General features: G+C 63.6%; 14 protein-coding genes. 6 read left to right on the top strand and 8 right to left on the bottom strand.

Going from position 1 to position 20,318, the window contains the following annotated elements; genetic code table 11:
- The first annotated feature begins 5 nt into the window (after positions 1-5).
- The 4 genes from thrC to DOM56_RS04970 all read left to right on the top strand — a co-directional run bounded on the left by thrC (position 6) and on the right by DOM56_RS04970 (position 4,821).
- On the top strand, positions 6-1,394 hold the full coding sequence (gene thrC / locus DOM56_RS04985; protein WP_110707805.1) for a threonine synthase: 1,389 nt from the start codon (positions 6-8) through the stop codon (positions 1,392-1,394).
- 51 nt (positions 1,395-1,445) lie between these two features.
- Positions 1,446-2,066, top strand: a complete 621-nt coding sequence (locus DOM56_RS04980; protein WP_110707804.1) for a glutathione S-transferase — start codon at positions 1,446-1,448, stop codon at positions 2,064-2,066.
- A gap of 7 nt (positions 2,067-2,073) precedes the next feature.
- Positions 2,074-3,894, top strand: a complete 1,821-nt coding sequence (locus tag DOM56_RS04975) for a DHH family phosphoesterase (RefSeq protein WP_110707803.1) — start codon at positions 2,074-2,076, stop codon at positions 3,892-3,894.
- A 315-nt stretch (positions 3,895-4,209) separates the two neighbouring features.
- Positions 4,210-4,821 carry a YitT family protein gene (locus tag DOM56_RS04970; protein ID WP_110707802.1) on the top strand — a complete coding sequence of 204 codons (612 nt, stop codon included), beginning with the start codon at positions 4,210-4,212 and terminating at the stop codon, positions 4,819-4,821.
- Between the two features lie 39 nt (positions 4,822-4,860).
- Here the strand turns inward: DOM56_RS04970 and DOM56_RS04965 are convergent, their stop codons facing one another.
- The 3 genes from DOM56_RS04965 to DOM56_RS04955 form a co-directional block, all read right to left on the bottom strand.
- Positions 4,861-5,295 carry a VOC family protein gene (locus tag DOM56_RS04965; RefSeq protein ID WP_110707801.1) on the bottom strand — a complete coding sequence of 145 codons (435 nt, stop codon included), beginning with the start codon at positions 5,293-5,295 and terminating at the stop codon, positions 4,861-4,863.
- Positions 5,296-5,405: 110 nt separating this feature from the next.
- Positions 5,406-7,940 (bottom strand): heavy metal translocating P-type ATPase, encoded by a 2,535-nt coding sequence (locus tag DOM56_RS04960; RefSeq protein ID WP_232822181.1) that lies wholly within the window; start codon positions 7,938-7,940, stop codon positions 5,406-5,408.
- Entirely contained in the window at positions 7,937-8,380 is a 444-nt protein-coding gene (locus tag DOM56_RS04955; protein WP_110707800.1) for a MerR family transcriptional regulator, read from the bottom strand. Before DOM56_RS04955 ends, DOM56_RS04960 begins: the two co-directional genes overlap by 4 nt.
- A gap of 315 nt (positions 8,381-8,695) precedes the next feature.
- On the opposite strand from DOM56_RS04955, the gene DOM56_RS04950 reads away from it, so the two are divergent.
- Together DOM56_RS04950 and DOM56_RS04945 are read left to right on the top strand one after the other, a co-directional pair.
- Positions 8,696-10,003, top strand: a complete 1,308-nt coding sequence (locus tag DOM56_RS04950; protein WP_110707799.1) for an outer membrane protein transport protein — start codon at positions 8,696-8,698, stop codon at positions 10,001-10,003.
- A 293-nt stretch (positions 10,004-10,296) separates the two neighbouring features.
- Complete coding sequence (locus DOM56_RS04945; RefSeq protein ID WP_110707798.1) at positions 10,297-13,761, top strand: hypothetical protein; 3,465 nt, start codon at positions 10,297-10,299, stop codon at positions 13,759-13,761.
- Positions 13,762-13,856: 95 nt separating this feature from the next.
- On the opposite strand, the gene DOM56_RS04940 is transcribed toward DOM56_RS04945, so the two are convergent.
- From DOM56_RS04940 to DOM56_RS04920, 5 genes are all read right to left on the bottom strand, one after another.
- Positions 13,857-15,926 carry a M13 family metallopeptidase gene (locus DOM56_RS04940; RefSeq protein ID WP_110707797.1) on the bottom strand — a complete coding sequence of 690 codons (2,070 nt, stop codon included), beginning with the start codon at positions 15,924-15,926 and terminating at the stop codon, positions 13,857-13,859.
- 162 nt (positions 15,927-16,088) lie between these two features.
- A complete protein-coding gene (locus tag DOM56_RS04935) occupies positions 16,089-17,204 on the bottom strand; it encodes a porin (protein ID WP_232822180.1) in 1,116 nt (371 codons plus the stop codon).
- 92 nt (positions 17,205-17,296) lie between these two features.
- Positions 17,297-17,614 carry an EF-hand domain-containing protein gene (locus DOM56_RS04930; RefSeq protein ID WP_157958168.1) on the bottom strand — a complete coding sequence of 106 codons (318 nt, stop codon included), beginning with the start codon at positions 17,612-17,614 and terminating at the stop codon, positions 17,297-17,299.
- A gap of 123 nt (positions 17,615-17,737) precedes the next feature.
- A complete protein-coding gene (locus tag DOM56_RS04925; RefSeq protein WP_110707794.1) occupies positions 17,738-19,339 on the bottom strand; it encodes an ABC transporter ATP-binding protein in 1,602 nt (533 codons plus the stop codon).
- Between the two features lie 10 nt (positions 19,340-19,349).
- On the bottom strand, positions 19,350-20,309 hold the full coding sequence (locus tag DOM56_RS04920) for an ABC transporter permease subunit (RefSeq protein ID WP_110707793.1): 960 nt from the start codon (positions 20,307-20,309) through the stop codon (positions 19,350-19,352).
- Positions 20,310-20,318: the final 9 nt, after the last annotated feature.

Here is a 20,318-nt window from a genome sequence, read left to right as displayed (position 1 = left end):
GAAACATGCGTTATATCAGTACGCGCGGCCAGGCGCCGGCGCTGAATTTCGAGGAAGTGGTGCTGACCGGCATGGCGGTCGACGGCGGGCTCTATGTACCGGAGACGGTGCCGCAACTGTCCCATGAAGAGCTCGCCTCCATGGCGGGGCTCTCCTATGCCGAGATCGCCTTCCGGGTAATGAAGCCGTTCGTCGGCGGCGAGATCGACGACGAGACCTTCCGCGGTCTGGTCCGTGACGCCTACGCCACCTTCAGCCACGAAGCGGTGGTGCCGCTCAATCAGCTCGACGCCAACCACTTCCTGCTCGAGCTGTTCCATGGGCCGACCCTGGCGTTCAAGGATGTCGCGCTGCAACTGCTGGGGCGCATCCTCGATCACTTCCTGGCCAAGCGTGGCGAGCGTGCGGTGATCATGGGCGCCACCTCCGGCGATACCGGCTCGGCGGCGATCGAGGGCTGTCGCCACTGCGACCATCTCGATATCTTCATCCTGCATCCGCACAACCGGGTTTCCGAGGTGCAGCGACGCCAGATGACCACGGTACTCGCGGACAACGTCTTCAACATCGCCATCGAGGGCAACTTCGACGACGCCCAGGCGATGGTCAAGTCGAGCTTCGCCGACCAGGCCTTCCTCGACGGCGAGCGGCTGGTGGCGGTCAACTCGATCAACTGGGCGCGGATCATGGCCCAGATCGTCTACTACGTGGCTGCCGGCGTGGCGCTCGGGGCACCGCATCGCGAGGTCAGCTTCTGCGTGCCCTCGGCCAACTTCGGCAACCTCTTCGCCGGCTACATGGCGAGTCAGATGGGCCTGCCGGTGAAGCAGTTCATCATCGCCACCAACGCCAACGACATTCTCCACCGTACGCTCGCCGACAACGACTTCTCCAAGCGTGAACTGGCGGCGACGCTGGCGCCCTCCATGGATATCGTGGTGTCGTCGAATTTCGAACGGTTGCTGTTCGATGCCTATGACCGCGATGGCGACGCCGTCCGCGACCTGCTCGAGCGCTTCCAGCAGGAGCCGGCCGTGCTGGCGGACGCGCCACTGGCCAGGCTGCGCGAGAAGTTCTCGAGCTTCAGCGTCGACGACGACACCATCCTCGAGGCGATCCGCGACGCGCACCATCGCACCAAGGAGCTGCTCGATCCGCATACCGCCACCGGTTACCGGGCCGCGGAGCGTGCACGTGCCGATGCCGTGACGCCGATGATCACGCTGGCGACCGCGCATCCGGCCAAGTTCGCCGAGGCCGTGGTCAAGGCGGGATTCTCCGGGGTGCCGCTGCCACCGCACATGGATGACCTGCTTGAGCGCGAAGAGCGCTACAGTGTACTGCCTGCCGAGCTGAAAGCCGTGCAGGCGTTCGTCGCCGACAACCGGCGCTGAACCGAAGCGCACGGCGCGAAACGCCGTACGGGACGGCAGGGAGAACAAGTCATGTTGAAGATTTGGGGACGGGCGAACTCCACCAACGTCAAGAAGGTGTTGTGGTGTGCCGCCGAGCTGGAGCTGCCCTTCGAACGAATCGATGCAGGCGGTGCCTATGGCGTGGTCGACGAACCCGCCTACCGGGCCATGAATCCCAACGGTCTGATCCCGTGCCTGCAGGACGGCGACTTCGTGCTTTGGGAATCGAACGCGATCGTGCGCTATCTATGCGCCAAGTATGGCCGCGACTCCCTGTATGACGATGATCCCGCAGCGCGTGCCGACGCCGACAAGTGGATGGACTGGACGACATCGTCGCTGGCATCCCCCTTCCGGGACGTGTTCTGGAACACGGTGCGCCTGCCGGCCGAGCAGCGTGACGACAAGGCGGTCGAAAAAGGACTCGCCGGCTGCGGCGCGCTACTCGCCATGGCAGATCGAACCTTGGCCGAACAGCCCTTTCTATCGGGGTCGGCGTGGGGGATGGGGGATATCCCGCTGGGCTGCTTCGCCTACGCCTGGTTCGAAATGGCTATCGAGCGTCCCGACCTGCCGCATCTGGCCGCCTGGTACACGCGGCTGCAGGCGCGTCCAGCCTATCGCCAGCATGTCATGATCGCACTCACCTGAGTTCCCGATGTCTCTCCTCTCGACTTCGCCGGAGCCGATTCGCGACCATTCCCGTCGCCGCATTCAGCCGCGCCCCCGTGACGAAGACGTCTATCGGCGCGGGTTGGCCGCCGGGCTCTCCGAGCTTCAGGCGCGGATTCTGGCCGGGCGCCTGCACGGCCACGACGGCCCGCTGGAGGCGCTGACCGCGCCGGCACTGCGCTACCTCAACCATCCCGAGCAGCTCTGCGACGCTCGGCGTGGCGCCGAGCGCATCGCCCGGGCGGTGAGCGAGGGCGAGCACATCGGCATTCTGACCGACTACGATGTCGACGGCATCACGTCGCACGTGGTGATGCTGCGTTCGATGACCGAGCTGTTCGGTGTGCCGGCGACAAGGCTGCACAGCCTGATCGGCCATCGAATCAACGACGGCTACGGCATCAGTCTGCCGCTGGTCGAGCGCACCCTGGCGCTGAAACCGCGCCCCAGCCTGGTGATCACCGCCGACTGCGGCTCCTCGGACGAGCCGCGAATCGCCCGGCTGCGCGAAGCCGGTATCGACGTGGTGGTGACCGATCACCACGCGCTGCCGGTGGAGGGTCCGCCGGCCTCTGCCTATGCCACCATCAACCCCACGCGTCCCGATTGCGGCTATCCCGACAAGACCATTGCCGGCTGCATGGTCGCCTGGCTGATGATGTCGCTGACCCGCTCGGTACTGGTCGAGCAGGGTGTGCTGTCGGCATCGACGCCGAAGCTCTCGCCGTGGCTCTCCTATGTGGCACTGGGCACGGTGGCCGATTGTGTCTCGCTGGGCGCGAGTGCCGCCAATCGCGCCGTGGTGACCTACGGATTGCGGCTGATCAATCGGATGGAGTCCGCCTGCTGGCGGGTGATGGCCGAGCGCCTCGGTGCCGACAGCGTGCCGTTCGACGCCGAGACCCTGGCGTTCCAGATGGGGCCGCGCATCAATGCCCGCTCCCGTCTGGACGACCCCTACGCCGCGCTGCACTTCATGCTGGCGGAGGAGGACGGCGTGGCGCGTCAGCATCTGCAGGTCCTCGACGATGACAACCAGGCACGCAAGGCGCTCGAGGCGGAGATGGTCGAGAGCGCTCGCGCCCTGGCCAGGCCGCAGCTGGAGGATAACTGGCCGGCGCTGGTGATCCATCTGCCGGAAGGGCACGCCGGCGTGCAGGGCATCGTCGCCTCGCGGCTGGTGCAGTCCTACGGCCGGCCGACGCTGGTGCTGACACCGGCGACCGCGCCGGACATGCTCACGGGCTCGGGGCGCTCGATCGACGCCCTGCATCTGCGCGATGCGCTGCAGCGCGCTCATGAGCTGTCGCCGTCGAGCCTGCCGCGTTTCGGCGGGCACCGGGGGGCTGCCGGCGTGGGCGTACCTCTGGCCGAGAGGGAGGCGTTCCAGCGCGCGTTCCTGCAGGCGGTGCGGGAACAGCTCGGCGAGCGGGAGCTGTTTCCGGTGGTCTGGACCGATGGCCCGTTGGCGGCCTCGCAATTGGGCCTTCCGACGTTGGACGAGCTCGAAGCGCTGTCGCCATATGGGCGTGAGTTCGACGCGCCGCTGTTCGAGGGTGAATTTGTCGTCGAGCAGCTGCGCGCGGTGGGTGCCGAGGGCAATCATCTGATGCTCGAGCTCTCCTGCGATGCGATCGTCTGCCGGGCGATCTGGTTCCGCGCGCTCAACCCCGGCGAGGCCGCGCCGATCTCGCTGGGCGACAGGGTGCGCTGCGCCTTTAAGCTCTCTCGCAACCGCTGGAAGGGGCGGGAGTCGTTGCAGCTAATGGTCGAGCACGCCGAGCGCCTTCGGGAAGATACTGACTAGACGGCTGCGCGAACTCGGCGCCTCTGGTGAATCACTGTGTCTTGCGGTGCCGGGGCGCCGGTCCGATCGGAATCCTCACCTGTACCCTATAGGTGCCGGTCCCGGTGCTTCGTGCGCCTTGTGGCGGAACGCCGCTCCGGTTCCTCCGCTCGCCGAGCTGTCCAGCATTTCCTCTGCCCACCGGGGCAAGGGGGCCCGCTGATTTCTTGCCGTCCGCTTTATAGACTTGCCGTTATAATCCCTCGCAGGCGCCACAAGCGCCGACGCTGAATTCGACTGCCTATCCGGCGGCAAAACGACAACAAGGGGTTCCGCATGGAACGGGTCTATCGCCACCGTCCCCACGAGGACGTGCTGGCCATTCTGCTGGGGGCGTCCTGCGCTGCCCTCGGCCTGGCGCTGTATCATCATGCCCACATCTTGATCGGCAGTACTGCGGGGATCGCGCTGCTGGTGACCTACGTCACCGGATGGAACTTCGGGCCGGTCTTCTTTTTCGTCAATCTGCCGTTCTACTGGCTGGCCTGGCGACGCATCGGCCACCATTTCACGTTAAAGACCTTTGGTGCGGTGGCGCTGCTGTCCTGGATATCCTGGATGCTGCCGGGCTGGATGGAGATCGGCGCGGTCGAGCCGCTGTTCGCGGCGCTGGCGGGGGGAAGCCTGATCGGCCTGGGCGTGCTGTTCCTGTTTCGCCATCGTGGGAGTCTCGGCGGCTTCAACATCCTCGCGGTCTATCTGCAGGACCGCTACGGCTGGCCGGCGGGAAAGGTCCAGATGGGCCTGGACGGCCTGATCATGCTGGCTGCGTTCTTCGTGCTGCCGGTCACCAATGTGCTCTACTCGATCGTCGGCACCGTGGTGCTGGGCGCGATTCTCACCATCAACCACCGTCCGGGGCTCTACACCGGGGTCAGTCAGAGTTGAAGAGCCAGTTGAGAAAACGGCTTCGATCGGCGATGGCGTTCAATAGTTGGGCCATAATCCCGGTGTGACCAGCTCGAGCAGGTGGTCGTCTGGATCGCGAAAATAGAGGCTCACGCTCCCTTTCGGCCAGCGCGTCCGGCCTTCGATCGCGATGCCGTGCGCGGCCAAATGCACTTCCCAGTCGTCGAGACTTTCGGCGGGAATCGCCAGCGCCAGGTGTTGGCGACCCTCGCCGTCGTCGGGCGGGATGGCCCCCATGTCATCCGGCAGGTGGACCGTCTCACCGGTCTGGCCCTGCTGGAACACCAGCAGCATGGTGTTGCCGGTGGGGTAGGCGGTGAAGCGCTCGTCCTCGAGATGAGATTCGAGCCCGAGCACTTGGGTGAAGAAGTGTCGGGCCCGCTTCATGTCGGCCGTGTAGAGAACGCTCTCGATGACGCCGCCCAGCGGTGGCGCGTGGTGGGGTGAGGTCATCGCTTTCTCCTTGCTGGTTTCGCCCTTGGCTGGCTGCGATCAGCCGCGTAGCCAGAACCACCAGACGATGAACAGAATCACCGCAATGCCCAGGGTGTTGAGCAGAAGTGTCATGCCGTCGCTTCCTTGGCGTCGATCTCGATTGGGTGGCGTTGAGCACCACCGGGCCGAAACCGCCGCAGTCGGTTGGCGTTGCTGACCACCGTCACCGACGACAGCGACATCGCCAGCGCCGCGATCATCGGCGACAGTAGCAGCCCGGTGAGCGGGTAGAGTATACCGGCGGCAATCGGGATACCCAACGCGTTGTAGCCGAACGCGCCCCACAGGTTCTGCTTGATGTTGGAAAGTGTCGCGCGGCTGATGGCGATGGCGTCACCGACGCCGTGCAGCGAGTTTCGCATCAGCGTGATGCCGGCGCTCTCGATGGCGATATCGGTGCCCTGGCCGATGGCGAAGCCCACGTCGGCCTGGGCCAGCGCCGGGGCATCGTTGACACCGTCCCCGACCATGCCGACACGCTCGCCGGCCTGTTGCAGCTCGGCGATCACCCGCTGCTTGTCCTCGGGCATCAGCTCGGCGTGCACGTCATCGATCCCCGCTTCGCGGCCAATGGCTTCTGCAGCCGCTCGATTGTCACCGCTGAGCATCACCACTTTCAGCCCCTCCTTCTGCAGCCGGGCGATCGCCGGGCGGCTGTCCGGACGCAGCGCATCGCGAACCGCGAACAGCGCCGCCAGCTGGCCGCCAACGGCGAGATAGACCACGCTGGTCGCCTCGGCCTGCCACTCCTCGACCTCTGCCACGGCGGCGGCGAGGTCGATGTCGTGGTTCCTCATCAGCGCTGCGTTGCCCAGCAAGGCCTGGCTACCATCGTCCAGCGTGGCGACGACACCGCGGCCGGTCAGGCTCTGGAAGTCGTGAATTGCCGGGCCAGCCGGGCCAGCCGTGGCAGCGCCGACATGGGTCATCAGGGCATCGGCCAGCGGATGTTCCGAACCACGCTCCAGGGCGGCTACCACGGCCTTGCTGCGGGATTCGTCCTGCCAGTAGCGACTATCGGTGACGCTCGGCTTGCCGACGGTCAGTGTCCCGGTCTTGTCGACGACCAGCGTGGTCAGATGGCTGGCGGTCTGCAGCGCCTCGCCGTCGCGAATCAGCACACCATACTCGGCGGCCTTGCCGATCCCGATCATGGTCGAGATCGGCGTCGCCAGGCCCAGCGCGCAAGGGCAGGCAATGATCAGCACGGTGGTCGCCGCCACCAGCATGTGCACGAGTTGTGGTGGTGGACCGACGTTGAGCCAGATCATCGCCGAGATCACGGCGATGATCATCACGCAGGGCACGAAGATCGCCGAGACCTTGTCTGCCAGCGCGCCGATCGGCGGCCGCGACTCCTGGGCGCGGGAGACCTGGTCGACGATACGGCCCAGCCGGGTCTCTTCACCGACATGGGTCGTGCGATAGATCAAGCCGCCCTTGCCGTTGACGGTGCCGGCGCTGACCGGGTCGCCCGGGGCCTTGCGAACCGGTGCCGGCTCGCCGGTGAGCATCGATTCGTCGATGAAGCTCTCGCCATTCTCGACCTTGCCATCGACTGGGAGGCGCTCGCCGGGGCGTACCCGGATTCGATCGTCGACCTGGACTCGATCGATCTCGACGTCCTGCTCCTCGCCACCCCGAATCACCCGGGCCGTCCTGCGCTGCAGGTCGAGCAGGCGCGAGAGCGCCTGGCTGGTGCGTCCTCGGGCACGCAGCTCCAGCGTCTGTCCGACGCCGATCAGGCCAATGATCATCAGCGAGGCTTCGAAATAGAGATGACGCGACCCTTCGGGGATGGCACCGGGAACCAGGATCACGGCCATCGAGTAGAGCCAGGCCGCCGCGCTGCCCAGGGCGATCAAGGTATCCATGTTGGCCTGATGATGGCGAAACGCCTTCCACGCCCCGTCGAAGAAGCGCCGCCCGGCCGTCGCCAGGACGCCGAGGGTGGCAAGCCCCAGCGCTAGCCAGATCCAGCGCTCGCCACCGACGAGTTGCGGGGTATGGACGAACATCGCCAGCATCATCGGCACGCCCAGCGCCAGGCTGGCGGCGGATTCGATGGCATGGCGACGTGCCTGACGGTCCGCATTCTGCTGGCGCCTGGTGGCAGCCTGGCGGAGGTCCTCGATTGGTGACGCGCCGTAGCCGACCTGCTCGACCGCGGCGATCAGGTCGGCGGTGGTGGCCTGGCCGCTGACCTGGGCCGTCTCGCTGGCGAAGTTGACCTGGGCATGCTGCACGCCGGGCGTCCTGGACAGCGCTTTCTGAACGGCGTTGACGCAGCCGGCGCAGGTCATTCCACTGATCGACAGGCGTTGCTGTCGACTGACCTTCGACATCGACTCCGCTTCGCTGGCCGCCGCGGACGAGGTCGGGGTATCGGTTTCTCCTGGGATCTCCTCGTCCGGTGGGTAACCGGCCTCGGCCAGTATTCGGGCGATTCGGTTCCGCGGCAGCTTGCTGGCGACCTCTAGGCGCTTGTTGCCGGGTTCGCCACTGATGTCGGCGTCTTCGTCCTCGGCCTGGATTGCACTACGCATCCGGCCGACGCATCCCTGGCAGTGCATGGCCTCGATACGATAGGGGTAGCGGCTCATGGATCTCTCCTCGCGGTGGCAGGGCACTCGCCGCCGGCCTCGGACGACTGCTCGATCAGGCGGCAGATGCTGTGGCCGTCAGGCGTGCCGTCCGGCAGGTTCGACCACTCCTCCATGGCCCGCTCCATGCGATCCGCCAGGGCCTGAAGTTCCTGAATCCGGGCATGGATCTGCGGCAGGCGGGCGGCCAGCAGGTCGCGCACCAGCGGACAGGGCGAATCACCCTGGTCCGCCTGTTCCAGAATGTCGGCGATCTCCTTGAGGTTGAAGCCCAGGGTCCGCGCCCGCTGGATGAAACGCAGCCGCTCGAGATCGCGCTGATCGAACAGCTGGTAGCCATTGTCGGGATCGCGGCGCGGGTTCAGCAGCGACTGTCGCGCGTAGTGGCGCACCGTCTCGGGGGTGACGCCTGCGGCCCGGGCCAGTTCGGTGACTTTCATGGGATATCCTCGCGGGGCCTGTCATGAACATGAGTCTAAAACCTGGGTGTTACCCATTGGTCAAGACGTGACAGCAGGCGTTCGTCGTCATTGCCGATCGGCTATAGCCATTGGTCTTACGACCAAAGAAATCCCCAAAACTCGATTAAAACGACCGTTTGCTAATTGACGCTAAACCGCCATTCCGTCACAACGGAAAGAGACAAGTCGAGCCTTTCCCATGCCGGGAATTGGCTTGGAGAACAACGGAATCACCGACCGCATGACAGGCGAGCAAGACGCCGCGGCGGCTTCCTGGGTCCAGGGGAACCAATCATGATCATTCGCTATCGTCGTCTATCGCTGGCCATCGCGTTGGTGAGCGCCGCCGCCTCCAGTCAGGCCATGGCCGGTGCCTTCCAGCTTCAGGAGCAGAGCGTCAGCGGCCAGGGTACCTCCTGGGCCGGACGCACCTCCAACGTTCAGGACGGCTCCATCGTCTTCGGCAACCCGGCTGGCATGTCGTTCCTCGACCGCGCCCAGGTCACCGTGGGTACCCACTACATCGATGCCAGCTCGGACATCAGCAACGACAGCGGTACCCAGCCGGCGCTCACGCCGGGCGGTGTCGTCGCGGTCGGCACCGGGGGCAGCACCGACGGTGACATGATCCCGCACAAGGCGGTACCGTTCGGCTACTACGTGCAGCCGATCAACGATCGCTGGAGCTTCGGCCTCGGCGTCTATGCGCCGTTCGGCCTGGTCACCGACTACAGCGACGACTTCAAGGGACGCTACTTCGGCAACTACAGCGATCTGGAGATCATCACCGCCCAGCCCACGCTGTCGTATCGCTTCAACGACAAGTTCGCGATCGGGGTCGGCGTGACCTACAACCACATCAAGGGCGAGCTGGAGAGCAAGACGCCCAATCCGCTCAACCCGACCGCCGGCGGTGACGGTACCGTCAACGTCAAGGGTAACGACGACGCCTGGGGCTACAATATCGGTATGATCTACCGCCCGGTGGAGTCCACCACCCTGGGTCTCACCTACCGCTCCAAGGTCGAATACCATCTCACCGGCGACGTCGATGCCTCCAACGTCTTCGGCGGGGTCGGTGCAGGCGGCCCGGTCTTCCTCGACGCCGACGGCGACGCCTCGCTCGATATCACCCTGCCAGAGACCATCGACTTCTCGGTGACCCACCAGCTCGACGACCGCTGGACGGTGATGGCCGGGGCGACCTATATCCGCTGGAGCCGCTTCGATCAATTGGTGGTCGACAACGACCTGGGGCTGGATATCAACGAGCAGCAGGACTACCGCGACACCTGGCAGTACGCCGCCGGCCTCTCCTACAAGGTCAATCCGGCCTGGACCCTGCGCGGTGGTATCGCCTACGACCAGTCACCGGTCAAGGATGCCCATCGCAGCCCACGTGTACCCACGGCGGACCGGACCCTGGTCTCGATCGGCGCCGGCTGGACGCCGATCCCCGACCTGACCATCGATGCCGCCTACAGCTACATCTGGGAAGATCGCGCCGACGTCGATCTGCAGGACGAGAACGGTACCTCCTATCAGGCCGAATACGACAATTCGCTCAACCTGTTCGGCGTGCAGGCGACCTATCGCTTCTAGGGCCCAGGTTCGTCCGTCGACACTCGCGCTCGACCACACTGCGACCCCGGCCAAGGCCGGGGTCGTCGCGTGATGGCGGTTCGTGCCCGGCTGGCGGCGAATCGACGCCGGCAATCGGCCGCTCGAGTCCGGATCGATAGTGGAGATGCACAACTGTCGTCAGTCGTTTCCGAATCGTTACACAATAAAAAAATTAGTCACCCATTCGCCCTGTCTGGACGACGGGGAGGCGAGATACTGAGTGGCGTCCAGTCGGCCGATTCAGACTTCCCTTCCCGCTCAGGAGACTATCGATGGCCCCCGCCGTTAACTCAGATCGCGAAATCGAGACACCGGATACCACTGGCGCACCGGCCGGCTCTCCGCAGTGGCTGTCGACGCTGGTCAGGGCCGTCGCCTCGGGCAAGAGCAACGGCGAGACGACAGAGAGCGATGCGGAGAAGCCGGAGCAGGTCTCCGATACCTCACTGAGCGCCGGGCAGATACGCGACAAGTACGATATTCCGGATTTCACCGACGACGGCCTGATGGAGGCCGAAGTGGATGACACGGACGATGACGGCAATCACAAGACGGTAGGGCAGAAAGCTGCCGAGGATTTCATCCAGGGGATCCGCGATGACGTCAAGAGCGGCAAGCTTGGCGAAGAGTCGGACGAAGCGAAGCTGGTCGATCTGATCGATGCTCAGGGGGCCACCGATCATGGCTACGATCTCTACGGCTACGTCGAGCTGATCGAGTCCGGCGGTTCGACCTATCGGCAGACACAGACGGAGCCGACGCATCTCACCGGTGACGACGCCAAGGCGCTCATCGACGAGGACGAACTCGCCAAGCAGATCTCCGAGCTGATGCAGAAGGAGGGTATCAGCAAGCGCTACGACGATTCGCTGCAGGGAGCTATCGAGAGCGTCTCCGACGACAAGCGTGAGGCGATCAGCGACAAGGTCAACGAAGCGCTGTTCGACGCTGACGGCAAGGCCAACCTCGATTTCGAGGATTACGTCATTGCGATGAAGGAGAAAGCGGAAGCGACGGACGACGAGGCGCTTTCGGACGGGATTCAGGCTGAAGTCGACAACTACTTCGAAGCCCTGCAGGCGCTGGAACCGGATCGCTACAAGGACCGGAAGCAGACCTTCGACCAGAACATGATGACCCATCAGCTCGATGGCTACATGGAGAACCCCGACTCGGTGGATGCCGAAAATGTCAGCACGGGGCTGCGTGACACCATCGATATCGTGCAGGGGGGCATCAATAGCGCGCTTCAGCATCTGGACAAGACCGACAAGTCCTATAACGCCTACCAGACCCTGAATCGCGATCTGGAATCGTTCAAGTCCTCACTATCCAACCTGTCGGCGGGCGAGCACAAGAAACTCGCCGAATCCCTGCGCCTGGCGACTGAGGTCACCAACCGGCCGGGTATCAGTCAGGCGGAAAAGAACAAGCTGTTCCAGAAGATCGTCAACGACAACCTGACCGCGCTGCCGGAGGCGGAAAAGGGGACCTTCAAGAAGGTTCTCGATTCAGCCAGTTCCAGCGGTACGCTGGGTGCCATGAGCGGGATGATGAGCCTGATCAGCGGTGGCATGCAGATATCCAATGGCGGTTGGGACGAGATGACCACCGACGAGCGGGTAGGGGCCGTTCGCGATCTGGTGGGCGCGCTCAGTTTCGGTAACGACTTTGCCAAGTTCGGTTCGAACCTCATCGAGACGCTGGGCGGGAAGCGTGATGTGCCCGAGATCGAAGGCGGCGTACCTCGCGCCAATGCGACCGCCTGGCTCGGGCTGCTGGGTGACAACTTCCCGGATATCTGGAAATCCGGTGCCGATGTCAAAGCCGATCTCTTCGCCGAAAACATCAGCCTGCGCGTGGACAACGGGTCTCGGAGTCTCGGCAATCAGGGCATTCCACTCGACGATCTCGATGAGAACGGGCGAAGAAACTTCGACAAGCTGGCGGAAAACCTGGGCAACCAGATGATCGACACCGGTACCCGGACCTCTGGCACCGATATCGCCAAGAGGGTCGGACGCTCGTATCTGCGCTTCATGGGGGGAGCGGGGCTGGACATCACCGGCGGCGTCATGGATCTCGTCACCGGTGTCAAGAAGCTAAAGGATGCCGATACGGCACTGGAGAGAGCCGGCGCCGGCATTCAGATCGGGCTGGGTTCCTCGACCACCGGCATGGCGCTCGCCAACACGGTGTCGATGTTTGCGCCCAGCGGCAGCAATCTTGCCGCCAATCTCGGGGGTATCGGCACCCGCGTGATGAGCGGGATCTTCATGGGCGCGCGCGTGGCTGGCCCCGTCCTGGGTGTCGTCGGCACCATCTTCGGTATCGCCGGTACGCTGATCGCCGAAGCGATCAATCACCAGAAAATGCAGAAGCTGACCGACTCCCAGGGAGACTTCTTCAAGGATCTTTCCGAATACGGTGTCACCGAGGACGATTGGGGCGACAAGCTCGAGTTTGCCCGCTACGAGTCCTACATGTACGGCGGTCGAGACACGCCTGACGACCAATCCATCTTCGACTACCAGTCGAAGGAGTGGCAGCACTTTCAGGATACCGAGGGCGAACGCGGCAGCTCGCTCTCCCGGCTGGCACCCCATCTGCACAAGGACGGTGACCCCGGCACCGAGAATCTTTGGGAGAAACATCTGACCGGTGGCACCACGCGCCAGACCGGCAAGGACCATATCAGCAAGACCGACGATTGGCGCCCCTGGAGCAGCACGGACATGGATGCTGGCGACGAGGGGTTGGGCACCGACGAACTTCGCAGAAATTCGCGCATGGAGGCGATGATGACGCTCTATGGCCGGGAGTTCTTCGATGCGCACAAGACGGAGATCGACACCATCGCCAGCGTCTGGGACGACTGGAATGGCAAGGATGCCATCGTCAGCCGCGACGATCTGAAGGGTTTCATCGCCGACAAGAACAGGAGCCAGGGCGAACGCGACGCTGCCCAGTTCCTGCTGGACGAGAACGGTTTCTACGATGGGCTGGATTCCCTCAAGCACGGGGGCGACGGCGACGCCAAGATCAGCACCAACGATCTCGACACCTGGCTGGAGGAACTTGGCGAGGATAGCGTGGAGGAGTATCGAAAGACGGCGGCGGCCAGCGGCTATGGCTCGCAGTTCCTGCAGGACCACGCAGCCGAGTTCCAGACCATTGCCGAGCGCTGGAACGACTGGAACGGCAAGGATGACATCGTCAGCCGCGATGATCTCGAGAAGATCGTCGACGATGACGACCGGAGCGATGCCGAGCATGAGGCAGCGGACCTGCTGCTCGACAACGAGGGGCTGTTCGACACCCTGGACACTTTCCAGAAAGGTGGCGGCAAGGATAGCAAGATCAGTACCCGGGACCTCGACGACTGGCTCGCGACCATCGGCGAAGTCGGGCTGGATGATTACCGTCGGGCCTCGGTCGTGGGGGACTACGACGTCGATTTCTATCGTGACAACGAGGAGGTGCTGACCGTGGCGATCGACAGCTGGGACGACTGGAACGGCAAGGACGATATCGTCAGCCGCGATGATCTCGAGAAGTTCGCCGATGACGAGGATCGCGACGAAAGCGAACAGGAAGCGGCGGCTCTGCTATTGGAGGATCAGGGGCTGTTCGAAGTGCTGGATACCTTCAAGAAGAGCGATGGCAGCGACGGCAAGATCAGCACCAAGGATCTCAACGCCTGGCTCGAGACGATCGGCGTCGAGCGGCGCGCCTGAGATCGTACGGCTATTCGGCGCCCGCTGACGGATTCGACCCCCGGCCATGAGGCCGGGGGTCGTCGTTCAGGCGCGTGGGAATTTTCCAGAGAAACCTACCAGATCACCACCCGCTTTTCGGGCGGCAGATAGAGGTCGTCGCCAGGCACGACACCGAAGGCGTCGTACCATGTATCCATGTTGCGCACGATGCCGTTGACCCGGAACTGCGACGGCGAGTGGGGATCGCTCTGGACCCGATTGATCATCTCCTCCTCGCGCATCAGGCGCCGCCAGACCTGGCCCCAGGCCAGGAAGAAGCGCTGGTCGCCGGTGAAGCCGTCGATGATCGGAGCGGGTTCGCCATCGAGCGAGCGGTGATAGGCGCTCAGGGCGATGTTCACGCCTCCGAGGTCGCCGATGTTCTCCCCCATCGTCAACTGCGGATTGAGTGAATAACCCGGTATCGGTTGGTACTGCGCATACTGCTGCCCGAGACGCTCGGCCAGTTGGTCGAAATGCTCGGCGTCGGTGGGCGTCCACCAGTCGGTCAGCATGCCGGTGCCGTCCGACTTGCGGCCCTGGTCGTCGAAACCGTGGCTCATCTCATGGCCGATCACCGCCCCGATGCCGCCGTAGTTCACCGCCGGGTCGGCGTTGGGATCGAAGAAGGGTGGTTGCAGGATTGCCGCGGGGAACACGATCTCGTTGCGTGACGGAGCGTAGTAAGCGTTGACGGTCTGCGGGTTCATGAACCACTCGTTCCGGTCCACCGGACCGCCGAGTTTGGCCAGATCGTCCTGCCAGTGCCACTGGCGTGCCGCACCGATGTCGCCGTAGAGATCATCGGCACGAATGGTCATCCCGGCGTAGGTTTCCCAGTGATCGGGATAGGCGATCTTGGCGGTGAAGGCGTCGAGCTTCTCCAGCGCTCGCTGACGGGTCCGGTCGGTCATCCAGCTCACCTGGTGTTGCAGACGATCGCGATAGGCGTCTTCGAGATTGGTGACCAGCGTCTCCATTTCGCGCTTGGCCTGGGGCGGGAAGTGCAGCATGACGTAGAGCTTGCCAGCGGCCTGGCCCAGGAAATCGTTGATCAGCGATACGCCGCGCTTCCAGCGTTCGCGCTGCTCCGGCTGGCCGGAGAGACGCTGGCCGTGGAAATCGAAATGCGCCTGGCTGAAGTCACTAGAGAGATAGGGGCTGTTGGCATCCAGCAGTCTAAACGTCGCATAGGTCTTGAGCGTCGACAGCGGCGTTTCGTCGTAGAGCCGTGCCAGGCCGCGAATGGCGGTATTCTCCGCGAGCACGACCTGGGGCTGACCGGCAAGACCGCTGGCCGAGAGCCATGCCTGCCAGGGAAAACCGGGGGCATAGTCGTCGAGCCGATCCAACGGCAGCGGATTGTAGGTCAGGTCGCGATCCCGCTGTTTCGCCGGCGCCCATTCGATCTCCGCCATGGCGGTTTCCAGTTCGAGAATGCGCTGTGCGCTCTGTCGGGGATGGGGCTGCCTCGCCAGTGTGAGCAGCCTGCCGATGTAGCCGAGATAGGCCTGGCGAATCGTCTCGAAGCGCGGATCGTCACCGAGGTAGTAGTCCCGGGTGGGCAGGATCAGCGGGATCTGCGAGAGATAGGCGGCGTAGCGATCCGGCGCCTTGACGTCGATATCGACGCCCGGCGTCACGATGGTCGGCACGCCGAGACGACGGTCGGCGCTGAACCGAGCCAGATCCGCCTTGCTCTCGATTCCCGCCAGGCGCGTCAGGTCCGGCATCAGCGGCGAGATGCCCTTGGCCTCGATGGCGCCCTCGTCCATCCAGGCGTGGTAGAGATCGCCCAGTCGCTGCTGGGGTGAATTCGACGGCGTATTGGCACCGTCGAGCTGGCGGAGAATGTCACGCACCTGCTGCTCGGCCTGGTCGGCCAGCACGGTAAAGGCGCCGTAGTTGGTGCGATCGGCCGGGATCGGCGTGCGTGCCAGCCAGCCGCCGTTGACGTAGTGGTAGAAGTCGTCGCCAGGGGCGACGCTGGTGTCGCGGGCGCTCAGGTCGACGCCCCACTTACCCATGGCGGGGGCGTGGTTCGGTGCACCGGCGAGGGCGTTGGCACCCGTCGTGCCGGCAAGTGTGAGGATGGCGAAGGCACACGCCGATGTCAGGGTGGAAACGATGCGTCTGTGAGTCATGACCCCTCGCTCTGTTGGGTAGAGCTGACAAAAAGCCGCTACTAGGACGGATAAAAAACTGTCACTGGAACGGATAAAAAAAGCCGCTACACAGAGTAGCGGCAACCGATCGAAGAAACCTCTTTGACAAGACGCATTCACGTCTCTTTGCTCCAGATGTGGTTAGAAGTTGTAGCGCACCAGCAGATCGGTCTCATCATTACCGTAGTCGCTGTCGTCGACGTTTCTCGAATCGTCGAATTTGCGCTCGACGGCGAGAATCAAATTGTCGTCGAAAAGCAGCCACGCCGCCCCCGCGAGATAGAACGCGTTACGAGCGTCGGAGTCGCGATCCTCCAGCCGGTTGAGGCCTGTGTAGAGCTGGACCGTACCGGGGACCGATTCCTTGACGTTGTAGAGTGCGACGCCTTCGTAACCGCGCGCTTCGTCGACGATGCCGTCGCCGCTCTCGACCCCGCTGAAATCTCCGTCGCGTACCAGGTTATGGTATTCGCCCGCGGTCAATGCAAAGTACCAGTTGCCCGGCGTCCAGCGCGCCGCGAGCAGGCCGGCATCGACACTCTCGTCCGTCTTGCCACCGCCGCTCAGCTCGCCGTCGATATTGCTGTGGGTGTAGGTGAAGCCGAACGACCACTCGTCGGTCGGTTGATAGACCGCCGCGCCCTGCGCCGTGTACTTGCGATCCAGACCGGTGAGATTGCCGCTGTAGCCTACCGAGTTGGGGACGTCGTCCCGGGAGGTTTGATAGAGCAACCCGAGTGTCCAGTCACCCCAGTTGTTCTTGTAGGAGATGGCGTTGTCGGGGCGTCCGTTGCCGTCGAAGCCGCCATCGCTGGAAGCGCCGTTGAAACTGCCCTGAGCCGTTGCCCCGTTGTACCAGAACCAGTCGGTCCAGTAGGCGACCATGTCGTACCATAACGAGTACTGCTTGCCGATCAGGATGGTGCCGTAGTCATCGTGACTGACACCGGCGTAGAGCAGGCGCTTGTAATGGTTGTCGGTGCCGTCCTCGAAGAACGGGTCGAAGCCCCACTCCGCGCGGGCGATCGATGACCAGCCGCCCTGGAAGTTGTGTTCGTGAATCAGACGAATGCGCGATCCGGCATTTTTCGGATCGTGATCGTCATGTACGTCGTCGACGAAACTGCTTCCTGCCGCGATGCGGCCGCTGACCGTGAGTTTGTCCTGGGTCGTTTCGTAAAGCGTTACGGCCAGTGCGGATTGGCTGGCCAAAAGGATCCCGGTAGCGACGAAGGTCGCCACAACTGTTTTATTCATCATGATGACTCTTGCTAACTGTTTTTATAAAGAGTGTTCACTCATTTTCGAGAGTGCGGTCACTGCTTGGATGACACCGGTCGCGCCAGCGATCAGTTGTTGTTGACGGCCTGGCTGTCCAGAAACTCTTCCAGCGAAAGCTGGCGATCGCTATCGACATCGGCGGTGCCGAAGGCCCCCATTAGATCGGAATCCGAGCGCGCTTCGCTGACATCGATGACGCCATCGCCGTCGCTGTCCAGAGAGTGGAATCTGTCGACCAGCTCGGGTGGCGCGCTCATCTCCAGCTTGCCACGCTCGAAACTGCCGGTACCGTCACCTGCCGGTGTGTAGTTCTGGCAACCTGCCAATGCCACTAGTGCAGTGACGGAAAAGAGTCCCGTTGTTATGGACTTTGTACTCAAGAACATCTTTGGCTCCCTTTCAGGAGTGGGTTTTGGGGTATAAACCCCGTTTTTTGGCCGCAGATACCCCAAGCGGGTGCGATTGGAGCATCCGCGGCCAAATTCTGTTGTTATTGGAAGAGAAAGGCGTTAAGCGACTTCGCTCTCCAGAAATGCTGCCTTCAGCAGCGCCTGGGTATAGGGTTCTCGAGGATTCGAGAAGATCGATTCCACCGAGCCGTGTTCGATGACGCGCCCTTCCTTCATCACCATCACGTCGTCGGAGAGTGCGCGAACCACCGAGAGGTCGTGGCTGATGAACAGGTAGGTCAGGCCGTGTTTCTTCTGCAGGTCTCGCAGCAGGTCGATGACCCGGACCTGGACCGAGCGGTCGAGCGCCGAAGTCGGTTCGTCGAGCAGCAGCAGCTCGGGTTTCAGGATCAGCGCGCGGGCAATGGCGATCCGCTGGCGCTGGCCGCCGGAGAACTCATGCGGGTAGCGGTTGCGCATGGCCGGATCGAGGGCGACCTCTTCCAGCGCGGCGATGACCTCGGCCTCGCGTTGACGGCGATTCAACTCGGGATGATGAACCTTGAGACCTTCACTGATGATGTCGCCCACGGTCATGCGCGGGGAGAGCGAGCCGAAGGGGTCCTGGAACACCACCTGCAGGCGCGAGCGCAGCGGACGCATGCCGGACTTGTCGAGCCCGGAGATGTCACTCTCCTCGAAGCGGATGTCGCCTTCGGACTTCAGCAGTCGCAGCAAGGCGCGGCCTAGCGTCGACTTGCCCGAGCCGGATTCGCCGACGATACCCAGGGTCTCGCCACGGCGGATGGAGAGATCGATCCCGCGTACCGCCTCGAAGTATTCGCTCTTGCCGAACAGGCGCTTCTTCAGTGCGAAGCGAACCTTGATATCGCGCCCGCTCATCAGCACCGGTGCGTCTGCCGGGGCAGGCTCCTTGCGCCCGCGCGGAATCGCGTCGAGCAGCATGCGGGTATAGTCGTGCCGAGGATTGTCGAAGACCTCCAGCGTGCGGCCGGTTTCGACCACTTCGCCATACCGCATCACCGCGACGTGATCGGCGAAGTGGCGAACGATGCTCAGGTCGTGGGTGATGAACAGAATTGCCATGCCGTATTCGGCCTGCAGCGACTTGAGCAGATCGAGGATCTGCGCCTGCACGGTGACGTCGAGTGCCGTGGTCGGCTCATCGGCGATCAGCAGTCTGGGTTCGCAGGCCAGCGCCATGGCGATCATCACGCGCTGGCGCTGGCCGCCGGAGAGCTCGTAGGGATAGCTGTCGATCCGGCGTTCCGGTTCGGGGATACCGACCTGATTCAACAGTTCCAGGACGCGCTGCCGATTGGCCTGGCCCTTGAGCTGCTTGTGCCGGATCAGCACTTCACCGATCTGCTTGCCGATCCGGTGCAGCGGATTGAGCGAGGTCATCGGCTCCTGGAAGATCATCGAGATGTCGTTGCCGCGCACGCGGCGCATGCGCTTGGGCGTGACCTCCAGCAGGTTCTCGCCGTTGAAGCGTATCGCGCCGGTGGTCTCGGCGAGCTCCGGCAGCAGGCGCATGGCGGCGGTGGAGGTGACCGACTTGCCGGAACCGGACTCGCCGACGAGTGCCATGGTCTCACCCTCGGCAATGGCGAAGCTGACCTCCTTGACCGCCGTCACGGGGCCGGTAGGCAGCTGAAACGTCACGCTGAGCTTGTCGATTTCCAGTAGTGATTGCGTCATCGAGTCATCCTCAGCGTGTGCGCGGGTCGAGGGCATCACGCAACCCATCGCCCAGGAAGTTGAGACAAAACAGCGTGGCGGCGAGGAAGAACGACGGCACCAGCAGCATCCAGGGGGCACTCTCCATCATGTCGACGCCTTCGGAGATCAGCACGCCCCAACTGGTCAGCGGCTCCTGCACCCCGAGCCCCAGGAACGACAGGAAGCTCTCCAGCAGGATCACCTTTGGCACGGTGAGGGTGACGTAGATGATCACCGGGCCAATGGCGTTGGGAATCAGGTGGCGGGTGACGATCTTGGTATCCCGCACACCGAGTGCATGGGCGGCTTCGATGAATTCGCGACGCTTCAGCGCCAGGGTCTGCCCGCGCACGATACGGGCCATGTCGAGCCACTCGACCGCGCCAATGGCGGCGTAGATCAGGAAGATGTTGCGACCGAACACCACCATCAACAGGATCACCAGGAACATGAACGGCAGCGAGTACATGATGTCGACGAAGCGCATCATGTAGTTGTCGACGCGGCCGCCCAGATAGCCCGAGATGGCGCCGTAGAGCACACCGATCACCAGGCTGACGAAGGAGGCGACCAGCGCCACCGAGAGTGAGACGCGGCCGCCATAGAGCACGCGGGTGAGCAGGTCTCGGCCGTTGGCGTCGGTGCCCAGATAGTGGGCGCCTTCCAGCGTCGGACCGGTGCCGAAGGCGTTCCAGTCGACCTCGGCCAGCCCCCAGGGCAGTAGCCACGGACCGACGACGCAGACCACGATGATGGCGATCAGCAGGCCCAGACTGGCCATGGCAGCACGGTTCTGGGTAAGCCGCCGCCAGGCATCCTTGGCCAGGCTTTCACCCACGGGGGCCGCGGCGGCTTCCGGTTCTGGAGCGCGGGGTGGGTTGGGGCCGCCGGCGGGCAGCGGAGCGCCATCCCGCTGTTCTCCGCTGTAGGGCTTGGAATCAGACGTCATTGGCGGCCT

It is taken from the genome of Salinicola sp. CR57, assembly GCF_003206585.1.
Taxonomy (GTDB): Bacteria; Pseudomonadota; Gammaproteobacteria; order Pseudomonadales; family Halomonadaceae; genus Salinicola; species Salinicola lusitanus.
Note: the sequence above shows the minus strand (reverse complement) of the source record. Positions and strands in the feature narration are given on the sequence as shown.

Excerpts from the sequence above, each read along its gene's own strand:
- thrC (WP_110707805.1), top strand. The coding sequence starts at position 6 with ATGCGTTATATCAGTACGCGCGGCCAGGCGCCGGCGCTGAATTTCGAG.
- DOM56_RS04965 (WP_110707801.1), bottom strand. The coding sequence starts at position 5,295 with ATGACCTCACCCCACCACGCGCCACCGCTGGGCGGCGTCATCGAGAGC.
- DOM56_RS04980 (WP_110707804.1), top strand. The coding sequence starts at position 1,446 with ATGTTGAAGATTTGGGGACGGGCGAACTCCACCAACGTCAAGAAGGTG.
- DOM56_RS04935 (WP_232822180.1), bottom strand. The coding sequence starts at position 17,204 with ATGAATAAAACAGTTGTGGCGACCTTCGTCGCTACCGGGATCCTTTTG.
- DOM56_RS04955 (WP_110707800.1), bottom strand. The coding sequence starts at position 8,380 with ATGAAAGTCACCGAACTGGCCCGGGCCGCAGGCGTCACCCCCGAGACG.
- DOM56_RS04940 (WP_110707797.1), bottom strand. The coding sequence starts at position 15,926 with ATGACTCACAGACGCATCGTTTCCACCCTGACATCGGCGTGTGCCTTC.
- DOM56_RS04930 (WP_157958168.1), bottom strand. The coding sequence starts at position 17,614 with ATGTTCTTGAGTACAAAGTCCATAACAACGGGACTCTTTTCCGTCACT.
- DOM56_RS04960 (WP_232822181.1), bottom strand. The coding sequence starts at position 7,940 with ATGAGCCGCTACCCCTATCGTATCGAGGCCATGCACTGCCAGGGATGC.
- DOM56_RS04975 (WP_110707803.1), top strand. The coding sequence starts at position 2,074 with ATGTCTCTCCTCTCGACTTCGCCGGAGCCGATTCGCGACCATTCCCGT.
- DOM56_RS04920 (WP_110707793.1), bottom strand. The coding sequence starts at position 20,309 with ATGACGTCTGATTCCAAGCCCTACAGCGGAGAACAGCGGGATGGCGCT.
- DOM56_RS04950 (WP_110707799.1), top strand. The coding sequence starts at position 8,696 with ATGATCATTCGCTATCGTCGTCTATCGCTGGCCATCGCGTTGGTGAGC.
- DOM56_RS04925 (WP_110707794.1), bottom strand. The coding sequence starts at position 19,339 with ATGACGCAATCACTACTGGAAATCGACAAGCTCAGCGTGACGTTTCAG.
- DOM56_RS04945 (WP_110707798.1), top strand. The coding sequence starts at position 10,297 with ATGGCCCCCGCCGTTAACTCAGATCGCGAAATCGAGACACCGGATACC.
- DOM56_RS04970 (WP_110707802.1), top strand. The coding sequence starts at position 4,210 with ATGGAACGGGTCTATCGCCACCGTCCCCACGAGGACGTGCTGGCCATT.